The 26,462-nt window shown below is 52.1% G+C and carries 24 protein-coding genes, 1 tRNA gene and 1 pseudogene; 17 read left to right on the forward strand and 9 right to left on the reverse strand.

Annotation, left to right across the window (positions count from 1 at the left end):
- Window positions 1-349: 349 nt before the first annotated feature.
- The 12 genes from IPG22_20785 to IPG22_20840 all read left to right on the forward strand — a co-directional run bounded on the left by IPG22_20785 (window position 350) and on the right by IPG22_20840 (window position 10,180).
- A complete protein-coding gene (locus IPG22_20785; protein MBK6590717.1) occupies window positions 350-631 on the forward strand; it encodes a hypothetical protein in 282 nt (93 codons plus the stop codon).
- A 99-nt stretch (window positions 632-730) separates the two neighbouring features.
- Window positions 731-925, forward strand: a complete 195-nt coding sequence (locus IPG22_20790; protein ID MBK6590718.1) for a hypothetical protein — start codon at window positions 731-733, stop codon at window positions 923-925.
- A gap of 6 nt (window positions 926-931) precedes the next feature.
- Window positions 932-1,678 (forward strand): zf-HC2 domain-containing protein, encoded by a 747-nt coding sequence (locus IPG22_20795; GenBank protein MBK6590719.1) that lies wholly within the window; start codon window positions 932-934, stop codon window positions 1,676-1,678.
- A 150-nt stretch (window positions 1,679-1,828) separates the two neighbouring features.
- Window positions 1,829-2,218 (forward strand): hypothetical protein, encoded by a 390-nt coding sequence (locus tag IPG22_20800; protein ID MBK6590720.1) that lies wholly within the window; start codon window positions 1,829-1,831, stop codon window positions 2,216-2,218.
- A gap of 130 nt (window positions 2,219-2,348) precedes the next feature.
- On the forward strand, window positions 2,349-3,119 hold the full coding sequence (locus tag IPG22_20805) for an ABC transporter permease (protein MBK6590721.1): 771 nt from the start codon (window positions 2,349-2,351) through the stop codon (window positions 3,117-3,119).
- A 16-nt stretch (window positions 3,120-3,135) separates the two neighbouring features.
- Window positions 3,136-4,026 (forward strand): ATP-binding cassette domain-containing protein, encoded by an 891-nt coding sequence (locus IPG22_20810; GenBank protein MBK6590722.1) that lies wholly within the window; start codon window positions 3,136-3,138, stop codon window positions 4,024-4,026.
- A 3-nt stretch (window positions 4,027-4,029) separates the two neighbouring features.
- A complete protein-coding gene (locus IPG22_20815) occupies window positions 4,030-5,235 on the forward strand; it encodes an MCE family protein (protein MBK6590723.1) in 1,206 nt (401 codons plus the stop codon).
- Between the two features lie 96 nt (window positions 5,236-5,331).
- Window positions 5,332-5,754, forward strand: a complete 423-nt coding sequence (locus IPG22_20820; GenBank protein ID MBK6590724.1) for an ArgR family transcriptional regulator — start codon at window positions 5,332-5,334, stop codon at window positions 5,752-5,754.
- A gap of 4 nt (window positions 5,755-5,758) precedes the next feature.
- Entirely contained in the window at window positions 5,759-6,832 is a 1,074-nt protein-coding gene (locus IPG22_20825) for a hypothetical protein (GenBank protein MBK6590725.1), read from the forward strand.
- Window positions 6,829-7,857, forward strand: a complete 1,029-nt coding sequence (argC, locus tag IPG22_20830; protein ID MBK6590726.1) for an N-acetyl-gamma-glutamyl-phosphate reductase — start codon at window positions 6,829-6,831, stop codon at window positions 7,855-7,857. The genes IPG22_20825 and argC overlap by 4 nt, the downstream gene beginning before the upstream one ends.
- A 164-nt stretch (window positions 7,858-8,021) precedes the next feature.
- Window positions 8,022-9,185 (forward strand): aminotransferase class III-fold pyridoxal phosphate-dependent enzyme, encoded by a 1,164-nt coding sequence (locus IPG22_20835; protein ID MBK6590727.1) that lies wholly within the window; start codon window positions 8,022-8,024, stop codon window positions 9,183-9,185.
- Window positions 9,182-10,180 (forward strand): N-acetylornithine carbamoyltransferase, encoded by a 999-nt coding sequence (locus tag IPG22_20840; GenBank protein ID MBK6590728.1) that lies wholly within the window; start codon window positions 9,182-9,184, stop codon window positions 10,178-10,180. The genes IPG22_20835 and IPG22_20840 overlap by 4 nt, the downstream gene beginning before the upstream one ends.
- Here the strand turns inward: IPG22_20840 and IPG22_20845 are convergent.
- Window positions 10,158-11,639 carry a glutamate synthase subunit beta gene (locus IPG22_20845; protein ID MBK6590729.1) on the reverse strand — a complete coding sequence of 494 codons (1,482 nt, stop codon included), beginning with the start codon at window positions 11,637-11,639 and terminating at the stop codon, window positions 10,158-10,160. The genes IPG22_20840 and IPG22_20845 overlap by 23 nt on opposite strands.
- Window positions 11,639-16,217: pseudogene (gene gltB / locus IPG22_20850) on the reverse strand (glutamate synthase large subunit). The gene IPG22_20845 and the pseudogene gltB overlap by 1 nt, the downstream one beginning before the upstream one ends.
- Window positions 16,218-16,355: 138 nt before the next feature.
- Here gltB and IPG22_20855 point away from each other — a divergent pair.
- Both IPG22_20855 and argB read left to right on the forward strand, forming a co-directional pair.
- Window positions 16,356-16,607 (forward strand): hypothetical protein, encoded by a 252-nt coding sequence (locus IPG22_20855; protein ID MBK6590730.1) that lies wholly within the window; start codon window positions 16,356-16,358, stop codon window positions 16,605-16,607.
- Between the two features lie 13 nt (window positions 16,608-16,620).
- Complete coding sequence (gene argB, locus IPG22_20860; GenBank protein MBK6590731.1) at window positions 16,621-17,511, forward strand: acetylglutamate kinase; 891 nt, start codon at window positions 16,621-16,623, stop codon at window positions 17,509-17,511.
- Between the two features lie 379 nt (window positions 17,512-17,890).
- On the opposite strand, the gene IPG22_20865 is transcribed toward argB, so the two are convergent.
- The 3 genes from IPG22_20865 to IPG22_20875 all read right to left on the reverse strand — a co-directional run bounded on the left by IPG22_20865 (window position 17,891) and on the right by IPG22_20875 (window position 19,307).
- Window positions 17,891-17,975: transfer RNA gene (locus IPG22_20865), tRNA-Leu, on the reverse strand.
- 17 nt (window positions 17,976-17,992) lie between these two features.
- A complete protein-coding gene (gene secG / locus IPG22_20870) occupies window positions 17,993-18,490 on the reverse strand; it encodes a preprotein translocase subunit SecG (protein ID MBK6590732.1) in 498 nt (165 codons plus the stop codon).
- A gap of 55 nt (window positions 18,491-18,545) precedes the next feature.
- Complete coding sequence (locus IPG22_20875) at window positions 18,546-19,307, reverse strand: triose-phosphate isomerase (GenBank protein MBK6590733.1); 762 nt, start codon at window positions 19,305-19,307, stop codon at window positions 18,546-18,548.
- 101 nt (window positions 19,308-19,408) lie between these two features.
- Between IPG22_20875 and IPG22_20880 the strand changes: the two genes are divergently transcribed.
- The 3 genes from IPG22_20880 to IPG22_20890 are packed head-to-tail and all read left to right on the forward strand — an operon-like array spanning window position 19,409 to window position 22,543.
- Entirely contained in the window at window positions 19,409-20,680 is a 1,272-nt protein-coding gene (locus IPG22_20880) for a beta-ketoacyl-[acyl-carrier-protein] synthase family protein (GenBank protein MBK6590734.1), read from the forward strand.
- Between the two features lies 1 nt (window position 20,681).
- On the forward strand, window positions 20,682-21,359 hold the full coding sequence (locus tag IPG22_20885) for a methyltransferase domain-containing protein (GenBank protein MBK6590735.1): 678 nt from the start codon (window positions 20,682-20,684) through the stop codon (window positions 21,357-21,359).
- A gap of 5 nt (window positions 21,360-21,364) precedes the next feature.
- Complete coding sequence (locus IPG22_20890) at window positions 21,365-22,543, forward strand: NAD(P)/FAD-dependent oxidoreductase (GenBank protein ID MBK6590736.1); 1,179 nt, start codon at window positions 21,365-21,367, stop codon at window positions 22,541-22,543.
- Here the strand turns inward: IPG22_20890 and IPG22_20895 are convergent.
- The 4 genes from IPG22_20895 to IPG22_20910 form a co-directional block, all read right to left on the reverse strand.
- A complete protein-coding gene (locus tag IPG22_20895) occupies window positions 22,521-23,384 on the reverse strand; it encodes a YitT family protein (GenBank protein MBK6590737.1) in 864 nt (287 codons plus the stop codon). The two genes, IPG22_20890 and IPG22_20895, sit on opposite strands and share 23 nt — an antisense overlap.
- A 39-nt stretch (window positions 23,385-23,423) precedes the next feature.
- Entirely contained in the window at window positions 23,424-24,653 is a 1,230-nt protein-coding gene (locus IPG22_20900; protein ID MBK6590738.1) for a phosphoglycerate kinase, read from the reverse strand.
- 383 nt (window positions 24,654-25,036) lie between these two features.
- Complete coding sequence (locus IPG22_20905) at window positions 25,037-25,423, reverse strand: hypothetical protein (GenBank protein ID MBK6590739.1); 387 nt, start codon at window positions 25,421-25,423, stop codon at window positions 25,037-25,039.
- 131 nt (window positions 25,424-25,554) lie between these two features.
- Complete coding sequence (locus IPG22_20910) at window positions 25,555-26,406, reverse strand: hypothetical protein (GenBank protein ID MBK6590740.1); 852 nt, start codon at window positions 26,404-26,406, stop codon at window positions 25,555-25,557.
- Window positions 26,407-26,462: the final 56 nt, after the last annotated feature.

A 26,462-nucleotide genomic window follows, 5' to 3' on the forward strand; every position in this document is an offset into this window, starting at 1 on the left:
GGCCGTTTCGTTTCTGCCGAATCGCTGACAGGCTTTCCGCCCTGCATTATCGGAAATGCACCCCAAGGTTATCTCTCTATCTGACATCAATTTTCAGCAAATGCGTTCCGGAGAGACGCGTTTCATTTCCGTACGCTTATAAAGACGGACGGGTTTCGAAGTGTTAACCGCGAAATACGCTATGAAAAGACGCGAAACTAAGAATCGTTAATTCAATTGGACCCCTTTTTAGTGCATTTGCGGTAATTTCCTTCACTTTCATATTAAGACTTTTACACTATTTCTCGCGTCTAAGTTAACGAAAGCGGGGTTTTCTCGTATTCTTGCTAGTGACGTTGATGTGGTGTCGATGATAGATCTAAGCGATGAACAGCTTGTCGAACTGGCAGTTTCAGAGAATCCTGACGCCTTCGGCGAAATAGTACGGAGGTGGGAGCGGAAAATATTCGGTCTTTGCTTTGGTATGCTCGGCCGTGAAGACGACGCCAGCGACGCCTGTCAGGAAGCCTTCATCGCAGCGTATCGCAATATCGGAAACTTTCGCGGCGAGTCAAAAAGTTTCCTCCTGGCTGCACCGCATCGCGGTAAACCAGTGTTTGACAATAAAACGGCGACAAAAAACACGGGCTGAGGATTTTCTCGATGATGAGAATGGTGAAGAAGAAAGAACATTCGTCGCTTCCCGCTGCTTTCGCCGGCTCGTAAGACCGAACAGGCAGAACGCCTGATCTTGGTAAGGCAAGCGGTTGGAGCTTTGCCGACAGATCTTCGTCAGGTCATCGTGATGAAGGAATTTGAGGAAATGACGTTTCAGGAGATATCCGAAACCCTGGAATTGCCGCTGAGCACGGTGAAAAGTCGGCTTTATACGGCTTTGAAACAGCTCAAGATGAGATTGGAGCGGACACCGGTCGAGGTCGTTTGACCCAAAATGGTGAATGAGATGGTGAATAACGGTAACAACAAAAATTGCGGGCTTGACGACGCGATGATCTCGTACATATATGACGAGATCACGACCGCCGAACGCCGCACATTTGAAACACATCTGGTCAACTGTTCGGCGTGCACTGAGGAGTTTGCTGAGATATCGGGTGCAAGATTCTCGGTCTTTGAGTGGCAGAAAGAGACATTTGCCGAATTGCCGACGCCGGAGATCTCAATTCCTTATGCCAAAGTGCGAAAAGTTGAGGCTGAAAACGGAGGATTTTTCGCAGGGCTTCGTGGTTTGTTTGGCGGGTTCGGTATGCCGGTAGCGGCTGGGGCGGCCGTCCTTATCTGCCTGGGAATCGGATTTGCGGCTTTAACTCTGATGCGTGGTGACGATCAGATCGCGGCTAATGTCGTAGTTGAGCAGCCGAAACTGCCGCAAAATACCGTTGCCGAGAAACCGCTCGTCAATAACGAGCAGACAATAGGTAGAACAGGCGAGACCGTCACTGCAAATGACGTCGAAGAAAATACACCGTCTCTGCGTGAAGTGAAACCGGTGAAAGCCGTGGTAGAATCCAAGCGTCCGCGACCGGTCAAGCAATTTACGGCGCAAACTTCGGGTCGCATCTCGCGTCCACAACCGCCGACGAGGAAAGCTCCGGCTCTCAGCAATTTTGACGAGGCGTCCGACAGATCATTGAGGCTGACCGATCTTTTTGATGACGAGATCGGCTCGATAAGATAAATTTATGAGGCATATCAAATTGTACAAGCCGTTTCTGTTTCTGGCCTTGGCATTCATTCCCACTTCAGCGGCTTTGGCGCAAGAAACAACCCTACGCCGCCGCCTGCGGCTGATAAATCAGTCGATTTTCGCACGAACGCACTGCGGCAGTTGGGCCTTTCGCGTGAACAGCTTCAGCGGATCCGCGTTTTGAATCAGGAACGTAAGCCGATAATGGACGCGGCCCAGATGCGGCTTCGTCAGGCAAATCGTGCACTTGACGAGATCATCTATGCAGATAACGCTTCAGAACCCGATTTTCAAGCCCGTTTAAAAGACTTTCAGCTGGCTCAGGCTGAAGTAGCCAAGATCCGGTTCCTGAATGAGCTTGGTGTCCGCCGTATTTTGACACAGGATCAGTTGATCCGCTTTCGCCGACTGCGGGAAAGGTTTGAAGCGACACGTAAGGCAGATCGAGCAATGCCGGAAACTCTACCTCGCGGTACCGATCCCCAGCGTCCTTTGCCCCAATATCTAAAGCAGAACTTGAAAAAGCCTTAAGCTTTGAGCAAATTTCCTCCTCCGCAAATTATGCCGGTCGATCTTTCGTGTAAAGATCGACCGTTCTTTTGTTTGATGTTTAAGGCAGATTGGTTATACTCATTTTCATTCATAGTTTCCCCTTTTTTGGATGAATTTGATCACACTATTTCTTTCTGAGCTGCAGGCGATCACTAATCTTTTTTGGCGCTCGCTCAAAGGACTGACCAAATCGCCGCGATACTTCGGCGAGATCATAAATCAGATGGATCAGATTGGTGTCGGATCGCTCGGCATCGTCGTTCTTACCGGCTTTTTCACCGGGGGAGTGTTGATACTTCAGGCATATCCGACGCTTGCATACTACGGTGCTCAAAGCAATGCCGGCCAGGGAGTCGCTACTTCACTGATACGAGAACTTGGTCCGGTATTGACCGCTCTGATGGTTGCTGGCCGCGTTGGCTCGGCGATCTCAGCAGAACTGGGAGCTATGGTCGTTTCGCAGCAGATAGATGCAATGCGGGCTCTCGGAACCTCGCCGGCAAGAAAACTGGTAACGCCGAGAATAATAGCTCTTGTCGTTACACTTCCGCTGTTAACGGTTGCGGCCGATCTTTTCGGCCTGATCGGCGGCGGAGTGATCGCAAAACAGATCTACGGCCTCGACACAAATGTTTATATTTCGTCTGTTCGGACCGGCACGGACATTAATGACCTGCTGACAGGTATCATTAAGCCTATATTCTTTGGCCTGATCATAGCCCTTATTTCATGTCACAAAGGCCTGACCACAAAGGGTGGGACAGTCGGCGTTGGCGTATCCACCACACAGGCAGTGGTCGCGTCTTCGATCAACGTGATCGTCGTGGATTTTTTCTTGTCAAAACTGTTGCAGAGTGTTCTGGGCGGGACATTGTTCTGATCTCGAGAAGCGTTCTATGGCACTCGATGAACTCCAAAATTCTGAAAGAAGGGACGCTGAGGATTTTTCGCGCGTCCACGCGTCCGAAGTTTATAAGCGGCGCCTGCAGCCGGCGATCGAATTTCGAGATGTTGAACTCGCCTTTGATGACCAGGTCATCCTCGATAAGGTCAGCTTTTCGGTAAGGCGCGGTGAAACCAAATTTGTCCTCGGCGGATCTGGTACCGGAAAATCGACGATCATCAACCTTATCCTCGGCCTTTTGAAACCGGATGCCGGGCAGATCCTCGTTGAGGGTGAGGATATCACTGACTTTGACGATGTCGAGCTAATGCGGATCCGGCAGAACATTGGAATGGTGTTCCAGGAAGGAGCTCTTTTCGATTCCCTGTCTGTTTATGATAATGTTGCGTACCGACTGCATGAAACGAAGATATCGGAGGACGAAGTTGAACACGAGGTTCGCCGTATGCTTCGATTCGTTGATCTTGAAGAGTCGATAGATAAAATGCCGAGCGAACTATCCGGCGGTATGCGTCGCCGCGTAGGTGTCGCTCGTGCTCTGGTTGGAAATCCAAGTATTGTTCTCTTTGATGAGCCGACTGCTGGACTCGATCCGCCTACGGCTAGAACTATATGCGAACTTGCAATTAAACTAAGAGATATCGAAGATGTCTCGTCGATCTTTGTTACGCATGAGATGAATAATCTCGATTATATTTCGACGGAATACGCACTGCTCGATCGTAAAGGCCAGGTGTACTTTGAAAATGAAGGTCTTACGCGATGTCAGGTAAACACTGAGGTTCTGATGCTCCGTAAGGGGAAAGTGATCTTTAGCGGGCGCGAGGAAGTGTTGCGTGAATCGCAGGATCCGTATATTAAACGTTTTCTCAGAGGGAAATAAGGGATGCCGAGAAGCAATCAAAAACTTAAATACAGCGAGCTGCGGGTTGGTATTTTTATGCTCGCGGCGCTTTTGGTTACGGGCTTTCTGATTCTTAATTCGAGTGGAAGCTTTAATCCGTTCGAAAAGAAAACAAAGCTGAAAGTGCGCTTCGAGAGCGCTGACGGCCTGCACGCCGGAGCAGATGTTCAGCTTGCGGGCGTATCGATCGGCAAAGTTGAGGATGTGACCTTCCTTCCGCCAGACTCCAAGCCCGGCGAGCGAATTGAAGCGACACTGAGCGTTGTACAAGTTCTCGATAAAAAGTCAATCACCGAATTGATCCGAACTGATTCTAAGGCCCAGCTTATTGCAACATCGATCCTTGGCAACGACAAGATGGTCAATATAACTGCGGGAACCGCCAAAGGTAACCCGATCGAGGAAAACGCCGTCCTCGAAACGACTGCGTCGGGTGGATTGAACCAGTTTGCGGCAAAAGGAACCGACGTTCTAGAGACCATAGATAGACTGGCCATTCCTGCAAACGAAATTCTTAATAAAGCCAACCAGGGGGAAGGCACGCTCGGCCGGGTTATCAACGACGAGACGCTTTATAACAGCCTCGACGGAGCCGTGGCGGAAACCAAAATGACAATGCTCAAGCTTCAGTCGACGATCGAGCGCGTTAACAGCGGTCAGGGCAGTGCCGGAAAGCTGGTCAACGATCCGGCACTTTACAACAGCCTGAACAGCACAATCGCCCAGCTCGAAGCGATCTCGGCGGACATCAAAGCCGGTAAGGGTTCCGCGGGCAAATTCCTGAACGATGAAGCGCTTTACAACGAAACGCGTGATACAGTCGCGGAACTTAAGAAATCAGCGGAAAAGATCTCGACCATTGCCGACGATGTAAAATCAATAACCGCCGACCTTAAGCAAGGAAAAGGCACCGCTGGAAAACTCCTGACGGACGACAAATTCTACGACGAAACGAAAGACGCTATCGCCCGATTCAACGTCACGATCCAGCGTGTTGACAAAGTTCTCGCGGACGCACAAGCGGGAAAAGGTACGATCGGCAAACTTCTGAACGACGAAACCCTCTACAACAGCGTGAATCAGACTGCGAACAATGTCGCGACATTCACCGGCGAGGGCACGAAGCTTCTCGACGATTTTCGTAAGAATCCAAAGAAATACCTCAGAATCAAGCTGGCAATATTCTAAAAACTGCATAAACCACTTGTTTATTTCCAACCTAGCTTGTATATTATGCATCAGAATGCATAATATGCAGCATTGCTGCATATTATTTGGTGTAATATGCACAAAAGATCTCGACAAAATGTACTGATCGAAATAATCGAGAACCTGTCAATTTTTTCACAGGCGGAACTTGCCGCCGAACTTGCGGCAAAGGGCTTCAAGGTAACCCAAGCAAGCGTTTCAAGGGATCTGGACGAACTCGACATTGTAAAGGTTGAAGGGCGATATGTGCGGAGCAAAAATGTGGTGCCGGAAACGGATCTGGGAACCGTCACATTCGACACGGCAGGTGAAAACCTGATCGTTGGCCGCTGTGCTTCCGGCCTCGCCTCGGCAATTACCGTCCGGATAGATCGCAGTGAGATATCAGCGATCGTCGGAACGATCGCGGGTGACGACACTATCTTTATTGCGGTGAAGGATCCGGCGGCCCAAAAAGCCGTTCTTACGCGCCTTGTAACACAGTTCGGGAGAGGTTAGTGATATGAAGTATGTTGAGATCGAGAAAATGGGGTCCGCAGTGTCAAACATGATGCTTTCACGACGCGTCGGGTTCATCGACGGTGCTCTGAATCCAAGAGCAGGCGACCTGCTTGTGGTAACGGCACTGTCCGAAAGTACAACATACGGGAATCTGGAACTTCCCTCCGGCCGCCTGGCGAAGATAAATACTGGCGATATACTGCTCGGCGTACTCGGTAAACGTCGTGCTTTGAAGGGATTTGTCGGTGACGTGCCAGAAACTGTTAGCGCGGGCGACAAACTTCATCTGCTCAACATGGGCGGCGTGATCGGCCTATGTAAAGGCCACCATTCTTCATTTTCTGACGCGATCGAGGTCGAGGTGATCGGCGTCGCTTGTAATGAAGACGAAAACGTCTTGAATATCGGCGATAATGCGTTGAAGGCCGTGTTCGAACTCAGCCCGTCGGCTCCGATCGTCGTGATCGCGGGAACGTGCATGAACTCCGGTAAAACGGTCGCCGCGACGGAGATAATCAAACAAGCCGCAAACGCCGGATTACGAGTTGCAGGAGCCAAGATGTCCGGTATTGCATGTCTGCGAGATACGCTGCACATGCAGGATCATGGAGCGGTCGCGACGGCGAGCTTTGTCGACTGCGGGCTTCCCTCGACCGTCGACTACGGTGATCTCGCCCCCATCGCGAAGGCGATTCTCAATTACCTCAACAGTTTTGAACCCGATTTGATCGTTGTCGAACTCGGCGACGGCATCGTCGGCGGATATTCAGTTGATTCAGTTTTGAAGGACAGTGAAATTCGTGAAGCGATCGCCTCGTTCGTTTTTTGCGCCTCTGACTATGTCGGTGTGATCGGCGGAATGTCCGTTCTGGACGGGCTCGGAATCGATGTTGATGTCGTAGCGGGTTCAGTGACAGATTCGCAGATGGGCGAAGATTTTATTACGGAGAAATTTGGCGTGCAGGCCGGGAACGCGAGACGAAACGGAAAGCGGTTATTTGAGTTGATATCGATGAATCTCGGCACAGCGGTTTCTACAGCCGTGAAACTTAACGAATCGGTGGTGACAGCATGACGAAGATACGCGTGGCAATTTTCGGCGGCTCGGGCTACGGCGGAAGCGAGCTTCTGCGAATATTGCTGTTTCATCCGAACGTCGAGATCGCCTTTGTAACGGCTAATGAACAGGCAGGAAAAAGCGTCGGTGAGGTGCACAGGAATCTTAATGGGCTGACGGATCTGGTTTTCCAGAGAGCTCCCGGGGATCTGTCTTTGCTCACCGACATTGACCTTGTCTTTTTTGCTCTGCCGCATGGCCAGGCGTTGAGTCTTGCCCCGCATCTGCCCGCAGGTGTTAAGGCCATTGATCTTTCCGGCGATTTTCGGATCGATGATGCGGATATTTTCAAGCAGTTTTACAAGCTGGATCACGCCGGCGAGATTCAGAGCGAATTCGTTTACGGACTGACCGAAACGAGCCGTTATGCGGTCCGCGACGCCAGATTTATCGCAAATCCAGGATGTTTTGCGACCGCAACACTGCTGGCACTGGCTCCAATAGTGAAAAGCGGATTGATAACCGGAAAGATAGTCGTGGATGCAAAAACAGGATCGAGCGGCTCAGGTGTCAAACCTGCCCCGAACACACATCATCCGCAGCGAATGAATTCGTTTTACGCATACAAACCTTTCACGCATCAGCACGTGCCCGAAATAGAACAGCATCTGCGACGCGTCGGTGAGTTTTCGAGCGATCTTGTGTTTATGACTCACAGTTTGCCTGTTTCGCGAGGCATATTTGCTTCGTGCTATCTGGAAACGACCGTGAATGTGACAAATGAAGATCTAAATAACCTCTACAAGCACTTTTACGACGGCTCGTTCTTTTTACGGATCGTTGACGGCTCGCCGGATATCAATTGGGTGAAGAATACGAATTTTTGCGACATCGCCATTCATTCAAACGGCAAACAGGTCGTCGTATTTTCAGCCATCGATAACCTCGTGAAAGGAGCGGCCGGACAAGCGGTGCAGAACATGAACCTGATGTTCGGGTTAGATGAGACCACGGCTTTAGTATTCACCGGCGGAAATCCCTAAGTCAGAACCGCCTGCGTAAGCGGGCGGAACGGAGCAAGGGATAAAGCAGTTCACGCCATCGTAACACCCGTTCATCACGCGGAGCTGAATTTTAGACGCATCGTCTTTGACAAGCAAGTTCGTTCCGCCCGCTAACGCAGGCGGTTCCGACAAAGTAAAACAGAATGAATTTTGAAGAAATAAAAAACATTGAAGACAGCTTCCAGGTTGAAACCTACGCCAAAATGAGCATCTCGGTCGAACGCGGCGCGGGTGCCTGGGTATGGACGAGCGAGGGCGAAAAGTTCTTGGACCTGTACGGCGGCCACGCGGTTTGTGCGACCGGGCATTCGCATCCGCACGTTGTAAAAGCGATCCAAGAGCAGGCAGAAAAGGTTCTGTTTTATTCGAATTTGGTTTATTCGGGGATTCGGGCGAAGGCCGCCGAAAAACTCGTTTCCGTCGCTCCGGCTTCCCTCACAAAAGCCTTTTTCTGCAACTCAGGTACCGAGGCCAACGAAAACGCCATGCGAATGGCCCGAATGGCAACCGGCCGTGAGAAAGTGATCACGTTTACCGGCGGTTTTCACGGCAGAACGGCAGACTCGATCTCGGCGACTTTTCTCGGCAAATACCGCGAGATCGGCAGGCCGAATGTTCCCGGTCATGTATCTGCGGTTTTCGGCGATATCGCAAGCGTAAAAGCGGTTGCTGATGAGCAGACAGCGGCGATCATGCTCGAGCCGATCCAGTCGATGGCTGGCGTTACGGAGGCCGATCCAGGCTTTTTCCGCGAGTTGCGTACGCTATGCGACGAACTCGGCATCATTCTTATTTTCGACGAGGTTCAAACAGGCATCGGCCGCACAGGAAACTGGTTTTTTGGCGGCAGCGAACTCGCCGACGGAGTCGAACCCGACATCATAACGCTTGCCAAATCGCTCGGCAGCGGCGTTCCGGTTGGAGCATGTCTCGTCAACGATCGCGTTTCGGAAAACATCAAGCTAAACGATCTCGGCACAACCTTCGGCGGCGGAATGCTCGCGATGGCTGCGGTTGTTGCGACGCTTGAGGCGATCGAATTAGGCGACATGATCAAGAATGCTAAGAACGTCGAGCATCATCTCCGCGATTCGCTGAGCGGCGATTCGGGTGTTGTGGCGATCCACGGAAAGGGCTGTTTGCTAGGCATCGAATTCGACGGGCCGTGCTCGCCGGTTCACAAGAAACTCTTGGCTGAAAACATTATTACCGGCACATCCAGCAATCCAAATGTCCTCCGCCTGCTGCCGCCGATGTGCGTCAGCGTTGACGAAATAAATTTGATGGTCGAGGTGCTTTCGAATTGAAGAACTACTTAATTACATCTGATTTCTCGACCGCTCAACTAAACGGATTGATCGAGGCTGCCCTAAAGATCAAAAGCGGCGAAGTAAAAGACAAACCGCTCGATGGCAAATCGATAGCCCTTGTATTTTTCAACCCTTCGCTGCGAACGCGAGCTTCGATGCAGGTTGGGATCTATGAGCTTGGCGGCAATGCCGTGATTTTAGAACCTGGCGGCACTTCGTGGACGCTTGAACACCGCGATGGCGTCGTGATGGACGGCAATAAAACAGAGCACCTGGCGGAGTTTGTCCGCGTGCTCGAACGCTACGTTTCGGCCATCGGCGTACGCACATTCGCTGAACTAAAGGATTGGGAAACCGAACGGACCGATCCGATCCTCAACGCATTCGCCAAGTATGCGACCGTTCCCATCATCAATCTCGAATCCGCGATGCATCATCCGTGTCAGTCGATGGCGGATATGATGACGATCCGCGAACACGCTGGGTCGCAGAAGAAAAAAGTGCTGCTTACGTGGGCGTGGCATCCGAAGCCGCTCCCGATGGCCGTGCCGAATAGCTTCGCACTGGCGTCCGCACAATTTGGCCATGATCTGCGCATTGCTCATCCGAAAGGGTACGAACTCGACGAAGAATTGATCGCCGAGATCGAACAGCAAGCGGCCGCGAATGGCGGAAGTGTCGAATTTACGAACGATGATCAGACAGCTTTCGACGACATCGAGGTGGTTTACGCCAAAAGCTGGGGCGGTAAGCATTTTTATGGCGGCACTGACAAGGATATCGAATTTCGCGCGGGCCTGAGAAACGATTGGATCGTTGACGAGGGGAAAATGGCCCGGACGAAAAACGCCCTATTCATGCACTGCCTGCCCGTTCGGCGAAATGTGATCGTGACGGATGGCGTGATCGATTCGGCAAATTCGGTGGTGATCGACGAGGCTGAGAACCGGCTTCATATTCAGAAGGCGATCATGAGTGAGTTGATAAGGTAGCTGTCGATTCTGGTTGCGAGAGAAACGCGTGGACGCTTTCGGCAGCATTTCTGCCGTCAGCAATAGCCCAGACGATCAGCGATTGGCCACGTTCGCAATCGCCGGCGGCGAACACGTTGCTAAGGCTTGTTTGCTTGTTTTCGTCTACGACGACGATGTTGTTTTGATCGGTTTCGACTCCGAGATCGTGGAAAAAGGACGAATCCTCGCCGCCCGTAAAGCCCATTGCGAGGAAAGCGGCATCAACCGGCCAGAATTTTTCCGTTCCAATAATTTCGACTAGTTTACCGCTATCCCAGCGAACGGCGACGGTTTCGAGACCATTGAGATTTCCCGTATCATCGCCGGTAAATCGTTTGGTCAAAACAGAATATTCCCGCGGATCGCCGCCAAAAACCGCTTCTGCTTCATTCTGTCCATAATCGACCTGAAATGTCCGAACGGTGCTCAACCAGCCATCGTGCGTCGCCGTTCGATCAGCCGGACGCGGCATTATTTCGAACTGAACAAGGCTTTTACAGCCCTGCCTGAGCGACGTTCCAACGCAATCAGTTCCCGTGTCGCCGCCGCCAATGACGATGACGTCTTTGCCTTTGACGTCGATCGGGGAGATCGCTCCATCCGCCATCAGCGTCTTTGTCGAATGCGTGAGGAAATTCATCGCGAAATGGATCCCGTCGAGTTCCCTGCCCTCGATGTTTAGATCGCGGGGTTTCGGAGCACCGCAGCAGAGGACGATGGCGTCGAAATCTTGTTTTAATTCGTCGGTAGAAATATCCTGCCCAACGCTGACGTTAGTGCGAAACTCGATGCCTTCCGCCGCGAGCAGATCGATACGTCTTTGGACGATCGATTTTTCGAGCTTCATGTTCGGAATCCCGTACATCAGCAGGCCGCCGATAAGGTCTTCGCGTTCGAAGACGGTGACGGAGTGGCCGTGTTTGTTGAGTTCGTCGGCACACGCGAGGCCGGCGGGGCCGGAACCGATGACGGCGACGCGATTTCCTGTTCTGTTGACCGGCGGACGCGGGACGATCCAGCCTTCCTCAAATGCCCGGTCAACGATCGAGGCCTCGATCTCCTTGATCATCACGGGATCTTCGTTTATGCCCAGAACGCACGACGATTCGCACGGTGCGGGGCACACGCGGCCGGTGAATTCGGGGAAATTATTGGTCAGGGCAAGCCGCTCGTACGCCTCTCGCCATCTGCCGCTAAACACCAGGTCGTTCCATTCCGGGATCAGATTGTGAAGCGGACAGCCGATCGTCGCACCGTTCATCATCGTGCCGGTGTGGCAGAACGGAATGCCGCAATTCATGCATCTCGCACCCTGTTTTTGCAGCTCGCTGTCCGGCAGATGATCGTGAAATTCGGACCAGTTTCCGATTCGCGAACGTGCGTCGCCGAGGATAGGCAGCGTGCGGGAATATTCCATAAAACCGGTAATTTTCCCCATTACGCCGTCACCTCCTCAAACGCGGCTAGTTCAGCGTCCTCTTTCGACAAACCATCTGCAATCAAGCGTTTTTGAGCATCGAGAACCACGCGGTAATCGGTCGGAATAACACGCACGAACTTCGAAAACGCTATTGTCCCAATCAAGCAATATCGCAGTCGCGAGTGGGCTGCGCGTCAGCTCGATGTGGCGGAAGACCTGGTCTTTTACAAACTCGATCCCGTCCGCATCCTCGATCGCAGTCAGCTCGACCATCTGGTTGTTGCAGAGCTCTGGAAACTCGCCGAATTCGTCAAAAACATACGCAATACCGCCCGACATTCCAGCCGCAAAATTCTTTCCCGTCTGACCGAGAATGACAACGGTTCCACCTGTCATATATTCGCAGGCGTGGTCGCCAACGCCCTCGATCACGAGATCTACACCGCTGTTTCGCACCGCAAAACGCTCGCCGCTGACACCGGAAATGTACGCCGAACCGCTCGTCGCACCGTAAAATGCAGTGTTGCCGATGATGATGTTGTCCTCAGGAGCGAAGGTCACGGCTTTCGACGGAAACACAACGATCTTTCCGCCCGACAAGCCTTTGCCGATGTAATCGTTAGAATCGCCCTCAAGCGTCAACGTCATCCCATGCGGTACAAAAGCGCCGAAACTCTGTCCGGCTGAGCCTGTGAAATACAGTCTGATCGTGTCATCGGGCAAGCCTTTGGCTCCAAACTTTCGCGAGATATGGCTGCCGACGATCGTTCCGACTGCCCGATCAGTGTTCTCGATCTTGAGGCTAGCTTCGACCTTTGCATCAAGCATCAACGCGGGGAGGCATATTTCAAGCAGTTCACGTTTATCAAGCGTATTCTCGAGAGCAAAATCCTGCTGCGTCTGCTGAAAATGCGGCGTTTCCTCGGCAATTGCTGGCGTGAACAATATCTTCGAAAGGTCGAGGCCGCCGCCTTCTGTTTCTTCGAGTACGTCGACGCGGCCGATCATTTCGTTGATGGTTCGGAATCCGAGCTCTGCCATCACCTCGCGCATTTCTGTGGCAATGAAGCGCATGAAATTGACCACGTATTGGGGGTCGCCAGAGAATTTCGCCCGCAGCCGCGGATCCTGGGTCGCAACTCCGACAGGGCAGGTATTGAGATGACAGACACGCATCAAAACGCAGCCCAGCGTGACGAGCGGAGCGGTGGAGAAGCCGTATTCTTCTGCTCCAAGCAATGCGGCGATGACAACATCGCGGCCCGTCATCAACTGCCCGTCTGTTTCCAGCCGAACGCGGCCGCGAAGCTTGTTTCGCAGCAAAGTCTGATGTGTTTCGGCGAGGCCCAATTCCCACGGTACACCGGCGTGTTTGATGCTCGTTTGGGCAGCACCTCCGGTTCCGCCGTCGTGGCCGCTGATGAGGATGACCTCGGCTTTTGCTTTTGCGACGCCGGCTGCGACGGTTCCGACTCCGGCTTCGGACACGAGTTTTACACTGATCCGGGCCTTTTCATTGGCGTTCTTTAGATCGAATATAAGCTGCGAAAGGTCTTCGATCGAGTAAATATCGTGGTGTGGCGGCGGCGAGATCAGCCCAACGCCCGGTGTCGAGTGCCGCGTTTTTGCTATCCACGGATAGACCTTGTTGCCGGGCAATTGGCCGCCTTCGCCTGGTTTTGCACCTTGGGCGATCTTGATCTGGAGTTCCTCGGCGTTGACGAGATAGTGGCTCGTGACGCCGAAGCGGCCTGAGGCGACCTGTTTGATCTTACTGATCCTGCTGTCGCCGCTCGGCAAAACGGTATACCGCTCTGAATCCTCGCCGCCTTCGCCAGTATTACTGCGGCCGCCGATGCGGTTCATGGCGATGGCGAGCGATTCATGAGCCTCGGCGCTGATCGATCCGTATGACATCGCTCCGGTCTTAAAGCGTTTTAGGATCTCTTCGACCGGCTCGACCTCATCGATCGGGATCGAACGTATATCGGCTTTGAATTTCAGTAGCCCGCGTAAAGTTCCCTGCCGCTTCGTCTGGTCGTTGAGCAGCTCACTGTATTGCCTGAATAACGAGAAATCGCCCATCCGACACGCCTTTTGCAGCAGATGAATCGATTGCGGGCTGTAGCGATGCGATTCTCCTGCCGAACGCCATTGATAGTTGCCGCCAAGTTCGAGATCTTTTCGATTGGCGTCGGGAAAGAATGCTCGACTGTGCCTTTCGAGTGAGGCTGCCGCGATCTCGTCGATGCCAATGCCGCCGATCCGCGTTGGCGTGCGGGTGAAATAGAGTTTGACGAAGCTTTTCTCCAGCCCGAGGGTCTCAAAAACCTGGGCTCCGAGATAGCTCTGGATGGTTGAAATTCCCATCTTCGACAGGATCTTCACGACGCCTTTGTTTACCGCTTTTGTGTAGTTCTTTTCTGCCTTAGCTTCGTCGATCTCCAGTTCACGAGTCAGTATCTGATCGTGGATCGTTTCGAACGCAAGGTATGGGTTTATTGCCGTCGCTCCGTAGCCGAGCAGTAACGCAAAATGATGGATCTCACGCGGCTCTCCGCTTTCCAGCACAAAGCCGCAATGCGTACGCGTGCCCTCGCGAATTAGGTGATGATGAACTGCCGAAACGGCGAGCAATGCGGGGATCGGCACGCGGTATTCGCTCATTTGGCGATCGGAAAGGATCAGGATATCGTACCCGTCCGCGATCGCTTTGCTTGCGAGATGACAAAGCCCGTCAAGAGCCCATTCGAGGCCCTGAGCACCGTGTTCGCGGTCGAAAAGCATCGGAAGCGTGATCGAGCGAAAACCAAATTTGCCGAATGAGCTCTCTGAGTCGCCGAGTAATCGAAGTTTTTCTAACTCAGCGTTGTTCAGAATGAACGAGTTTAGCTTTATCTGCCGCGCACATTCCGGGATCGGCTCCAAAAGATTGTATTCCGGCCCGATGGTCGTGTCGGTCGAGGTGACGATCTCTTCGCGAATGGCATCGATCGGCGGATTCGTTACCTGTGCAAATAGCTGTTTGAAATAGTTATAGATCAGCTGCGGTTTTTTAGACAGCACTGCCAAAGGCGTGTCGTTGCCCATAGAACCGATGGCTTCCTCGCCTTTTTCGAACATGGGAGCGAGCAATATTCGAAGCTCTTCGTCTGTATATCCAAAAGCCCGTTGGCGAGCCAGAACTGTTTCGTGATCCGGCTCGTGGACGAAGGGCGGATGCGGTATGTCGTTGATGCTGATAAGGTTATCGTCGAGCCATTGGCGATACGGTTCGCCGCTCGCAACCTTATGTTTGATCTCTTCGTCATCGATGATCCGGCCCGCTCGCGTGTCGATGAGAAACATTTTCCCGGGCTGGAGCCGACCTTTTTTGACGATCTCGGCCTGATCGATCTCAAGAACGCCTGTCTCTGACGCCATCACGACCAGTCCGTCTTTCGTCACGCAGTAACGCGAAGGCCGCAGCCCGTTTCGATCTAAGACGCCGCCGATGATCTCGCCGTCGGTGAATGTGATCGACGCCGGGCCGTCCCACGGTTCGATGAGGCAAGAGTGAAATTCGTAGAACGCTCGTTTCTCATCGCTCATCCGGTCGCCGTCGAACATCGGTTCCGGGATCATCATCATGATCGCGTGCGGCAATTCGCGGCCCACGAGCGTAAAGAACTCGAGCGAATTGTCGAATGCTCCGGAATCACTCGTGTCGTCATCAACAACATGCAGAACTTTCTGCAGATCGTCGCCAAACAACGTCGAACGCATTCGCCTTTCCCGAGCGTGCATCCAATTCACGTTGCCGCGAAGCGTGTTTATTTCGCCGTTGTGAGCGATGTAGCGAAGCGGTTGGGCCCGATTCCAGTTTGGCATTGTGTTCGTGCTGAAACGCGAGTGGACAAGTGCCAATCCGCTTTCGAAACGTTCGTCGAGAAGGTCGGGATAAAACTCGCGAACCTGCTCGGTCGTTAGCATTCCCTTGTAAACGATGGTCTTAGACGAAAAGCTCGCTGCGTAGAATCTCTCCGCGAGATCCTGCTCCGCACGGGTTATCAACTCTTTTGCCCAGCGGCGGATGACGAATAGTTTGCGTTCGAAGTGGGCGTCATCGGCGATGCTCTCGCCTTTACCGATAAAGATCTGACGGATGAAGGGCTGCGAGCTTTTCGCGGTTTCGCCCAGCGTTGCGTTGTCCGTCGGTACATCCCGCCAACCGAGGAACCGCTGGCCTTCTTCCTCGATCGTTTTGAGCAGGATGTTTTGGCATAGCTCACGCTTTTCTTCGTCCTGCGGCATGAAGAACATGCCGACGGCGTATTCGCCTGGACCTGGGAGATCGAAGCCAAGACGTGAGCATTCGTCAACGAAAAACTTATGTGGAATTTGAGTGAGGATACCAGCGCCGTCGCCGCTGTTTTCCTCGGCACCGCGGGCTCCGCGATGTTCCATCCGGCACAGGATGCTTAGGCAATCTTTTACGATCTGGTGGGATCTGCGGCCCTGTATGTCCGCAATAAGGCCTACGCCGCAAGAGTCGTGTTCAAATTGCGGATCATATAAACCATGGTCATCATTGAAAGTCAGGTCGCTTTCGAGCATTAATTAAAAATAATAATTGTGGCTGCTTTAAGGTTCATTTCCGCAAATTAGGACTATCAGTGGTAAGGTTATAGCATAGATATTTTATAAATCAAAGTAATAATGTTATGGAATGCATAACGCTACATTATTGTAAGAATGTCTGAACAACTTGTTAACGTATGGTTGATGAGTGCTTTCGTGACCGGGTATCGTGAAATCAACTTCTTCTCTCCGACCTCTGCGAATAGCTCCGTGAACTCTGCGTTGATCAATCGTTCAGAATTTTTCAACGCAGAGGGAACGGAGAAAGACGCTGAGTTCGCGGAGGCAGTGATCCTAGCTTTGATTTCTATCTGGTATAAGGGCTTGCTGGTCCGCGAAATGGCGGTTTTCATCAGAACCTGTTAAATTAGCTAAGTTTATGGACCAGGAAAAATTAGATCTACTACGCGAAGCACTTCCCTATATCCAACGATTTCAGGGGAAGACTTTTGTTGTGAAGTTTTCGGGAAAGGTCACAGAGGATAGGGAAAATCTCGCATCGCTTGCCGAGGAGCTGGCGTTGATGCACGAGGTCGGCATTCGCGTCTGCGTTATCCACGGCGGCGGCAAACAGCTCACGGAACTCGCAAAAAAGCTCGGCGTCGTTCAGACGGTCATCGAAGGACGGCGTGTGACCGACGACGATACGCTCGACCTCGCGAAGATGATCTTTCGCGGGAAGATCAATACTGAGATCCTCGCTCAGTTTCGACGACGCGGGATCAGAGCAGTCGGTCTCTCAGGCGTTGATGGGGGTGTTGTAAAGGCGATAAAGCGTCCGCCGAGAGAGATGCTAAACAAAGAGACCGGCGAAACGGAGACGATAGATTTCGGGCATGTGGGTGATGTGGTCGAGGTTGATGCCTCGCTCATAAATACGTTGCTCGATAGCGGTTATCTGCCACTCATCTCGTCGCTCGGTGCGGATGATGATGGCAAGATATTTAATATCAACGCCGACACCATCGCCTCAGAGATTGCCGCGAGCCTCGGAGCAGAGAAACTTATCCTGCTATCCGACGTCAACGGGATCTATCTCAACGCCGGGGACGAAGACACGAAGCTTTCCCGGATAACCGTCGATGATGCCCGCCACATGATCGCGTCGGGCCGAGCGACGGGCGGCATGATCCCTAAGCTGGAAAGCCTTATCGACCTCCTCAGCCGCGGCGTTAAGTCCGCGCATATCATCAGCGGTACCGCGAGAAATGCGACTCTTGCAGAGGTCTTTACTGATCAAGGAACGGGAACAATGATCGTAGAGAAATAGACTGGAGCGCGAGCATCTTGCTCGCCACCCTCACGGGTGAGCAAGATGATCACCCACAATAAAGTTTCGATGGATCTGGCTCTTCGAGGTTAGCTTGTCACACGTTTGACCAATCTCACGAATACCTCTACCAATTTCGCCGAAAGGTTCTGAAAACCGCCCACTTTCCTCTACCAATCGATCATCGGTTCCAGGCCGTTGTGGCACGTGCCACATTCTTAAAACCCAGTGTTTACGGCGTTCCAGCCTTCCTTTCTGCAAAAGTGTGAAGCGATTCACACTTTTAATACGGTATTTTTTGGTAAACTTCGGCAAAAAGTAAAAAATACAAAAAGTCACAAAAAAAAGCTGCCCTTTCAGACAACTCTTTCTTTAAATATGGTGCTCAGGGGGGGACTCGAACCCCCACGGATTACTCCACACGCCCCTCAAACGTGCGCGGCTACCAATTACGCCACCTGAGCTTGTATTGTCAAAAAAACTACTTGTTCGCCGCTGGTTTTGCGGGAGGCAGAACCGCAGTCGCCTTTCCGCCAGCAGGAGCCGAGTTTGTGTTCGAGTTGGCATTCGCTGCCGGAGCATTCGCGGCCGGCACATTTGCCGACGGGGCCGAATTAGCATTCGAATTTGTATCGGCTACCGGAGCCGTATTCGCGTTTGCGTCAGCCGGAGCAGTATTCGCATTTGCGTCTACAGAACTCGCCGGAGCTTCAGCCGGAGTTTCAGGGTTGCTCGAGAGAACCGAGACATTACCCGTCAATGCGGGCATAGCGAGAAACAATGCTGAAAGCATAAAAGTGGATGCAGCGATGATAGTGATCTTTGATAGAACTGTCGCTGTACCACGTGGAGCCAGGGCTGAGCTCGAAACGTTGCTCGTAAACAATGCACCTGCATCAGTCTTACCCGGCTGCAGGAGAACAGATGCAACCAGAACGATACAGGACAAGAAGAATATTGCGTATAAAATGTAAACCATCTTCGTTAGTGAATAGTGAGTAGTTAAGAGTGAAAAGCAGTTTCCACTTCACCAGTCACTTCCTTTCAAAATTTACGATCTGTGCAAAGCTTTCGGCCTCAAGGCTTGCCCCGCCGACCAGAGCTCCGTCAACATCAGGCTGCGACATAAGGATCGCAATGTTGTCGGGCTTGACCGAGCCGCCGTAGAGGATCCTAACCTTACCAGCGACATCAGATCCATGCGAATCCGCAACCGTTTTTCTAACCGTCGCGTGCATGTCTTGAGCCTGTTCAGGCGTGGCGGTTTTACCCGTACCAATTGCCCAGACAGGCTCGTAAGCGATAATAATACGTTCCATATCGGCGACTGTCAAACCGTCGAGACCGCTTAGCAATTGGCCTTTTACGATATTCTCAGCATTTCCGGCTTCTCTTTCAGCGAGCATTTCGCCGACACAGACGATCGCGGTTAGTCCAGCGGCGAGTGTCGCTTTCGTTTTTTTATTGACCGATGCATCCGTTTCGCCATAAAACTGGCGTCGCTCGGAATGCCCGATAATAACGTGCGAACAGCCGACATCCTTCAACATTGCAGGTGCGATCTCGCCGGTATGAGCCCCAAATTCATTCTGCGACGCACAATTCTGTGCCGCGATATTGATATTCGAACCTTCCAGACGATCCGCAACGGTTTTAAGGGCCGTAAATACCGGAGCGATCACGACTTCACAATTATTTGCGTTTGCAACCAATGGTTTTAATGCCAGAGCCGTCTCGACCGATTCGCCGAGCAGCTTGTACATCTTCCAATTTCCTGCAATGACAGGTTTTCTCATAACGTATTAAGTTATCAAAATATGTATATAAAGCGAAACCTAGTTAACTCTGTGGTTTAAGTGCTATGCTCGAACCACTAGATCAAGGGAATTTTCAAGGTATGCTAAGAAATTTTACACGTCCGCGACGAGTGGTAATTACAGGAATGGGCTGTGTCACGCCCATTGGCATTGGCCGCGAGGCGTTTTGGCATTCGCTGCAGACCGGTGTCAGCGGTGTACGGACGATCGAGAGTTTCGATGTTACGGAATCGGCGGTGAAAATCGCTGGCGAGGTTCGGGATTTTGATTGGGAAGCAGCGATCGGGCCAAAGGACCGAAAACACGTCCCTCGAACCGTCCCGCTCGCCCTGGCGGCTGCTCGCGAAGCGATGGCTGATGCCGGTATTGATACGACCGAAATGCCGATAGAAAAACGCCGTACTATCGGCGTCGAGATCGGCACCGGCGGCGGCGGTCTCGCATTTGCCGAGAAACACTACGAATACTGGTACATCGGCCCAAAAACACACGCCAGCGTTTACATTATTCCTGCCTCGACGCACGGCGGCCTTTCGTCAGAGATCTCCATGGCATTTGGGCTTCGCGGGCTTTCGCATGTGGTTTCAACGGGCTGTACGAGCTCAACCGACGCCATATTTTACGCGGCCCAGCACATTGCTCTTGGCCGTCAGGATGTGATGATCGCCGGAGGCGTTGACGCCCCACTCGCACCAGGCATTTTGGCTGGATTCAATCTGATGACCGTTTTGACAAAAGACTGGAACGACGAGCCCCACCGGGCATCGCGGCCGTTTGCGAAAGGACGTTCGGGGATTGTTGTTTCCGAAGGATCGTACCTTTTTGTACTTGAATCGCTCGATTCCGCTCTGGAACGCGGAGCCAAGATATATGCTGAGGTTTCGGGCTACGGAGCAACCTGTGATGCCTATCACCGAGTCCGACTCGACGATTCCGGGATTGAACCGGCCCGAGCCATGTCGATGGCTCTAGATGACGCAGGGATCGCCGCGGAGCAAGTCGATTATGTAAATCTGCACGGCACGTCAACCGTTCTAAACGACAAGATCGAAACGACCGCAGTCAAACTATCGCTCGGCGATCACGCTTATAAAACGCCAATGTCCGCAACAAAATCCCAACTCGGCCACCCGCAAGGTGCAAGCGGAGCGGCCGGGATCGGGGCCGCATTATGCGCGATGTCTACCGGGATAATTCCACCGACTATAAATCTGGATGAATCGGATCCGGATTGTGACTTGGATTATGTGCCGAACACTGCAAGAAATGCCGAAGTAAATTTAGCGCTCTGCAATTGTATTGGTTTTGGGTCGAAGAACAGTGCCCTAGTGCTGCAAAGTTATACCGACTGATATGTTCGGCCGCTTCAAACACCGCAGCTATAAGCTCGAACGACTGGACACAGGTGATTACACGCCTGCGGAATACGCTAAATGGCAGGGTGAGATGCGGTTTGTTCACCGTATTTTTGGCGAAAACCGGGCGCTTCGCCGGGCCCTTTTTCCGGAGATCGGCAACGTCGGCGATGATCTTTCAATTCTTGATGTCGGAGCTGGTTCAGGAGAACTACTGGATACGATCCTAAAGTGGAACATCATGCCGAAACCCTTTCTCGTCGGGGCCGAGATCAATGCGGACGCGGCGAGATCGATCGAAAATCGAGCTATTTCAGCCGTTCGATGTGATGCTTTGCTGCTTCCCTTTGCGGATAATTCATTCGATTTTGTGGTTTGTTCCCTATTTTTACATCATTTGACGGATGAAAAGGCAGTTGTGCTATTGGCGGAAATGAAGCGTGTCGCTCGGAATCGAATATTTGCGATCGATCTTCACCGCAGCCCGGTTGCCTATTACTTTTATAAAGTTGTCGGGAGTATTTTCCTACAGCGTTTTACGGTCGAGGATGGCTCTCTCTCGATACTGCGTGCGTTCAAACCCAACGAATTAGAGAATCTCGCAAGGGCAGCGGGGCTTAAGGAAATATCAGTTTCGCGGTCAGCGGCGTATCGTTTAGTGCTCTCGGGAAAATAGAATTTATGAGCGGGGATAAAAAGATCTACGACGCAGCAATCGTTGGAGCCGGGCCTGCAGGTTCATCGCTTGCGATACGACTGGCGATGGCTGGGATGTCGGTTTTGCTGGTCGAGCAAAAGAGGTTTCCACGCGAAAAGCTCTGCGGCGAGTTCATCTCGCCCGAATGCCTGATCCACTTTGCTGAGCTTGGCGTGATGCCGGATATTGCAGCCGCCGGAGGTTCCGATCTGGCTGAAACATTATTTTTTGCCCGTAATGGTAAGGGCGTTTCCGTCAAAAGCGAATGGTTCGGTTCTACCGATTCGATGGCTCTCGGATTGAGCCGGGCCGAAATGGACGAACGCCTGATCGAACACGCCCGGGCATCTGGCGTCGAGGTGCTTGAAGAGACTAACGTTATTGGGCTGCTTCTCGCAAACCGCAGGGTATCTGGCATACGGATCCGAGGCCGAGATGCGGACGAGGCTGAGATTTATGCGGCTCTGACCGTGGATGCGACGGGCCGGTCGCGTTCGCTGGTTCGACGGCTCGATAGAAGTATCCAGGAAAAGCGGGCAGCAAAATTTGTCGCGTTCAAAACACATCTCAGCCACGCGAACTTAAAGCCAGGTGCATGCGAGATCTACGCGTATCGGGGAGGCTACGGCGGCTGCAACCGGGTTGAAAATGATCTCTACAATCTCTGCTTCATTGCCTCTGCCGAGGATACAAAACGGATGGATAGTGATCCGGAACGCGTCATGCGCGAAATTGTGTTCACAAACGAACGTGCGGCAGAAGCAATGTCAGCCGTACAGGTTGTAAAACCATGGCTTGCAGTGCCGATCGAGCGTTTTGGCCGCGGTGAATTGGTCCCCGCGAACGGACTGCTTACGGTCGGCGATTCGGCGGCCTTTATTGATCCATTTACGGGAAGCGGGATGCTGCTGGCTCTGGAGAGCTCTAAGATCGCATCAAACGCGATAATTAAGTATCGAGATGACTTTGCTCAAATAGCTGCTGATTACCGTAAACACTACGCTTTAGCGTTCGGCCGAAGGCTTCGCATCTGTTCGATCCTTCGTTACGCGGCATTCGTTCCGTTCCTGGCTGAGGCAACGATCTCAATACTAGGAACGAGTTTGCGCCTCCGACGTAGTGTCGCGCGAGCTACTCGATTTAGTGCAGAGCCGGGTGTTTGAGCAGCCCGCCCTGTACGTCTGATAGAGTGTGCGTCGTTATAAAAGCCTGGTCATCGATATCGATCGCGACCGATTTAACTTTGCCGATCTCAAGCCTTGTGATCACGCAGTAGAGGATCTGACGTTCATCTTCGATCACGCCGGTGCTGCCCATTCCGCCCTGGCCTCGAATAACTGTTACGCCGCGTTTCAGCTGGCTCATGATCGCCTGCTTAATTTCTTCGCTTTTCGGGGAAATAATGGTTATCGCCGTATACTCCTCGACCCCATGGAGCAGGAATTCAATAGTTTTCGAGGCAGCGACATACGTCAGGATCGAATACATAGCAGACTCTACCCCAAGAAAAAACGCCGCAGCGAGAAAAATAAAAACATTTAGGATCAGAATAACGTCACCAACCCGTAGCAGATGGCTCTTGCGGCTCACAAGCAGGGCGGCGATCTCGGTTCCGTCCAGAACACTTCCGCCGCGGATCGCGAGCCCAATGCCGGCTCCAATGAATAAACCCCCAAAAACAGCCGTCAGGAGTTTATCGGGGGTAACGTCTGGGAATTCAACAAAAAACAAGCAAAGCGAAAGCCCTGCGATTGCCAATGCACTCTTAGCGGCAAACAATTTGCCGATCTGCCTGTATCCGATCGCTATAAAAGGCAGGTTGATCAAAAGGAGTAATACAGCCAGTGGAAAATCCAAAACCTCAGAAAAAAGCATTGAGATGCCGGTCACGCCGCCGTCGATGAACCGGCTTGAGAGCAAAAATCCTTTCAACCCGAACGCCGCAGAAAATATTCCTAACACGATCAGAAGAGCGTTCTTAGCTTCGACCGCGACAGTTCTCATTGTATTTTCCGCCATAAATAGAGTCTCACACTGCCGTTTCTATTTGTCGTCCAATGCTGCAACGCCCGGCAATTCATCACCTGCAAGAAATTCAAGCGTTGCCCCGCCGCCAGTCGAAATATGGCTGATCTTATCTTCGAGCCCTGCCTGATTTACGGCCGAGACCGAATCTCCGCCCCCTACGATCGAGGTCGCACCGGCGTCAGTTGCTTTCGCGACGGCCTCGGCGATGGCGACCGTTCCCTGATCAAATGGTTTTTCTTCGAACATTCCCATCGGGCCGTTCCAAACTATGGTTTTGGCTCCTTCGAGTGCTTTTTCGAAGATCGCGATAGTTTCGGTGCCAATATCAAGCCCGACTAAACCGGTGTTTGTAAACGCGATCGGTATCGTCTTGGCCGAATTGAGCGGATCGTAAGAATCTACGACTTGATGATCGGTCGGCAGGATCAGTTCAACACCGGCCTCTTTAGCCATGTGCTCGATTTCCAGAGCCTTTGGCATCATGTCGTCTTCGACCAGCGACTTCCCTATTGTAAAGCCCTGGGCTTTGAAGAATGTGTATGCCATCGCACCGCCGATCAACAATTTATCGACCTTTCGCTTGATCAGAGATTCAATGACCGGGATCTTGTCCGAGACCTTTGCACCGCCGAGGATCGCAACGAACGGGCGTTCCGGGTCGTGCAGAGCCTTGCCGAGGGAGTTCAATTCCTTTTCCATCAGTAAGCCCGCGACACAATTATCGACAAAGTGCGTAATGCCTTCGGTCGACGCGTGAGCACGATGAGCTGTACCGAACGCATCATTTACGTAAACGTCGGCGTTCGCTGCAAGCTGCTCGGCAAAAGCAGGATCATTCTTTTCTTCCTCGCCGTGGAGCCGAAGATTCTCTAACAAAAGCACGTCACCGTCTTTCATCGCCGCGACCTTTTCGTTGACCGCATCGCCGACGCAATCGTCAGCAAAAGCGACATTCAGGCCGTCGAGTTTCGATAGATAATCGAATACAGGTTTTAACGAATATTTCGCGGCGTCGTACGGCATCCCTTTTTCTTCTGCCTTTTTCTTGTCCTTGAGCGGACGCCCGAGGTGGGATGCCAGGATCACCTTTGCTCCCTTTTCAACGGCGTAGCGAATGGTCGGCAAGGCTCCTAGTATTCTGGTATCGTCGCCGATCACGCCGTTCTTGATAGGGACGTTAAAATCTACTCGTATGAAAACACGTTTTCCGGCTATATCGATGTCTTTAATTGTCTTTTTGTTCATGGTTTTGCAGCGTCTTGAGTTACAACTAGGATAGATCAAAATCGCGATCGAGGCTAAGGGTAGGAATCGGAAAAGTTTCGATCTAGGGGGTAGTTTTTACTTTTTCGGGGGAGAAATTATTTGTAAAACAAAATGGCGACAAAAAATTGTGAAGCGTTTCACACTTTTGAGAAAACGTAGTGTTTTCGGCACTATTTTGCGAAAAAGTCGCGATTGGTCGAACGCTTTAGCTGGTTTGACGGCCATAAGTACCTCGATAGGTAGAGTAAAATCGTAGATAGGTCAAACGTTTTTCCTTCAAAATTACTCTACCAATCGTTTTTCAGACAACAATGCCCGGAAGCGGGAATTTCCGGGCATTGATGTTCCATTCTATCGGTGTTCTATTTCAAGCCAACCTGTGATTTCGACATGACCTTGTCATTCCTGAATGACAGGATGATCGACTGAAATTTCTCGCCCTCCCATTTGTTGACAGAGAATCTCACCCCGCCGCCAACCGAACTGCTGATCTCGGTGCCTTTTCCGCCGAGTGTATTCTCGACCTCGGAACGCGGCATTCCAACCTTTATCCGGTTGTACTTTTCCATCGAAAGATTATAGTCGCCTTTCGTGGAGGTTGTTGACGGTGGCGTCGAACTCGTCGCCGGCGTGGGGCGCGGAGTGGACGAGTTTTCCTTGTTGGCGAATTCCTTTAGCTTACTTGGACACGAACAGCCGAGAACCACCAGCAGCAATGCGATCAAACCGATATTTAGGCCATTTTTCATCTTTAATTAGAATGTCGTTCGCCAAACGCGGATGTAGGACATCTTGTCGTTGTAACGAAGATCTCTCGAGCCGGAACCATACTCTTCGCAATTGCCGGATCCGCGGCCGTTGCCTTCGCCGTCGCAGATCCTCACGCGATATCCACGCGGAACAAGGATCGAGGTCGCGTCGTCATTTTTGATATTGCCGAGCTGTCGCTGGTCGTTACGAAAAGTTCCGACGCCGAAGGATTGCTGGTCGCCGCGTTGGTTTTTTTCCGAGTAGACAATAACCAGCTCGTTGTTATTACCGCCGCCGTTACCACCGCCCCACCGCCGCCCCAGCCGCCGGTGCGTTGGACTTCGATATACGAGGCTTCATCATTCAGCCTAAGGTTGAATCGTCCTTCGCCCAACTCTTCGCAGCGGCCTGAACCGCGGCCGGTACCTTCGCCTTCGCAGAAACGGACCTTATACCCGCGTTCGACGATCACCGAAGATGCTTCATCATTCCGGATCGATCCAAGCTGTCCGGCATTGTTCAGATAACGTCCAGGGCCAAAGACCTGCGAAGCCCCGCGAAAGTCACGATCATCATAGACTGTTACGCCGCCGCTGCCCTGATTGCCGCCGCCCCAGCTACCGCCACCGCCGCCCCAGCCGCCGGTAACCTGGATGTAAGATGCGGTATTCGAATAGAGAAGGTTGTGATAACCCTGGCCATATTGTTCACACCGTCCCGCTCCGTTTTGCCCCTCGGCCTCGCAAAGCCGTACGGTATAGCCCTGAGCGACGTAAACCGATGATGCACGGTCATTTCCAAGTGATCCGAGCTGACGGCGATCGTTTCGATATTCACCGACGTTGAAGCCTTGGCTGGTGCCGCGACCGTTCGTTAGATCGTAAACAATAACAGGCTCATTGCCCCACTGGGCATTGATCACGCTTGCCGAAAACACGAGGCAGCAAGCGAGTAATCCTGACGAAATAATGTTTCTTATCATGCTCTTTACATAGCCTCCATTTGCAAAACCCTCCGGGTTTCCCCGGACTTGATATC

Source organism: Acidobacteriota bacterium (genome assembly GCA_016703965.1).
Classification (GTDB): domain Bacteria; phylum Acidobacteriota; class Blastocatellia; order Pyrinomonadales; family Pyrinomonadaceae; genus OLB17.

Coding starts and splice junctions, on each gene's coding strand:
- IPG22_20785 (MBK6590717.1), top strand. CDS start 350: ATGATAGATCTAAGCGATGAACAGCTTGTCGAACTGGCAGTTTCAGAG.
- IPG22_20795 (MBK6590719.1), top strand. CDS start 932: ATGGTGAATGAGATGGTGAATAACGGTAACAACAAAAATTGCGGGCTT.
- IPG22_20805 (MBK6590721.1), top strand. CDS start 2,349: ATGAATTTGATCACACTATTTCTTTCTGAGCTGCAGGCGATCACTAAT.
- IPG22_20810 (MBK6590722.1), top strand. CDS start 3,136: ATGGCACTCGATGAACTCCAAAATTCTGAAAGAAGGGACGCTGAGGAT.
- IPG22_20815 (MBK6590723.1), top strand. CDS start 4,030: ATGCCGAGAAGCAATCAAAAACTTAAATACAGCGAGCTGCGGGTTGGT.
- IPG22_20820 (MBK6590724.1), top strand. CDS start 5,332: ATGCACAAAAGATCTCGACAAAATGTACTGATCGAAATAATCGAGAAC.
- IPG22_20825 (MBK6590725.1), top strand. CDS start 5,759: ATGAAGTATGTTGAGATCGAGAAAATGGGGTCCGCAGTGTCAAACATG.
- argC (MBK6590726.1), top strand. CDS start 6,829: ATGACGAAGATACGCGTGGCAATTTTCGGCGGCTCGGGCTACGGCGGA.
- IPG22_20835 (MBK6590727.1), top strand. CDS start 8,022: ATGAATTTTGAAGAAATAAAAAACATTGAAGACAGCTTCCAGGTTGAA.
- IPG22_20845 (MBK6590729.1), bottom strand. CDS start 11,639: ATGGGGAAAATTACCGGTTTTATGGAATATTCCCGCACGCTGCCTATC.
- IPG22_20855 (MBK6590730.1), top strand. CDS start 16,356: ATGTCTGAACAACTTGTTAACGTATGGTTGATGAGTGCTTTCGTGACC.
- argB (MBK6590731.1), top strand. CDS start 16,621: ATGGACCAGGAAAAATTAGATCTACTACGCGAAGCACTTCCCTATATC.
- secG (MBK6590732.1), bottom strand. CDS start 18,490: ATGGTTTACATTTTATACGCAATATTCTTCTTGTCCTGTATCGTTCTG.
- IPG22_20875 (MBK6590733.1), bottom strand. CDS start 19,307: ATGAGAAAACCTGTCATTGCAGGAAATTGGAAGATGTACAAGCTGCTC.
- IPG22_20880 (MBK6590734.1), top strand. CDS start 19,409: ATGCTAAGAAATTTTACACGTCCGCGACGAGTGGTAATTACAGGAATG.
- IPG22_20885 (MBK6590735.1), top strand. CDS start 20,682: ATGTTCGGCCGCTTCAAACACCGCAGCTATAAGCTCGAACGACTGGAC.
- IPG22_20890 (MBK6590736.1), top strand. CDS start 21,365: ATGAGCGGGGATAAAAAGATCTACGACGCAGCAATCGTTGGAGCCGGG.
- IPG22_20895 (MBK6590737.1), bottom strand. CDS start 23,384: ATGAGAACTGTCGCGGTCGAAGCTAAGAACGCTCTTCTGATCGTGTTA.
- IPG22_20900 (MBK6590738.1), bottom strand. CDS start 24,653: ATGAACAAAAAGACAATTAAAGACATCGATATAGCCGGAAAACGTGTT.
- IPG22_20905 (MBK6590739.1), bottom strand. CDS start 25,423: ATGAAAAATGGCCTAAATATCGGTTTGATCGCATTGCTGCTGGTGGTT.
- IPG22_20910 (MBK6590740.1), bottom strand. CDS start 26,406: ATGATAAGAAACATTATTTCGTCAGGATTACTCGCTTGCTGCCTCGTG.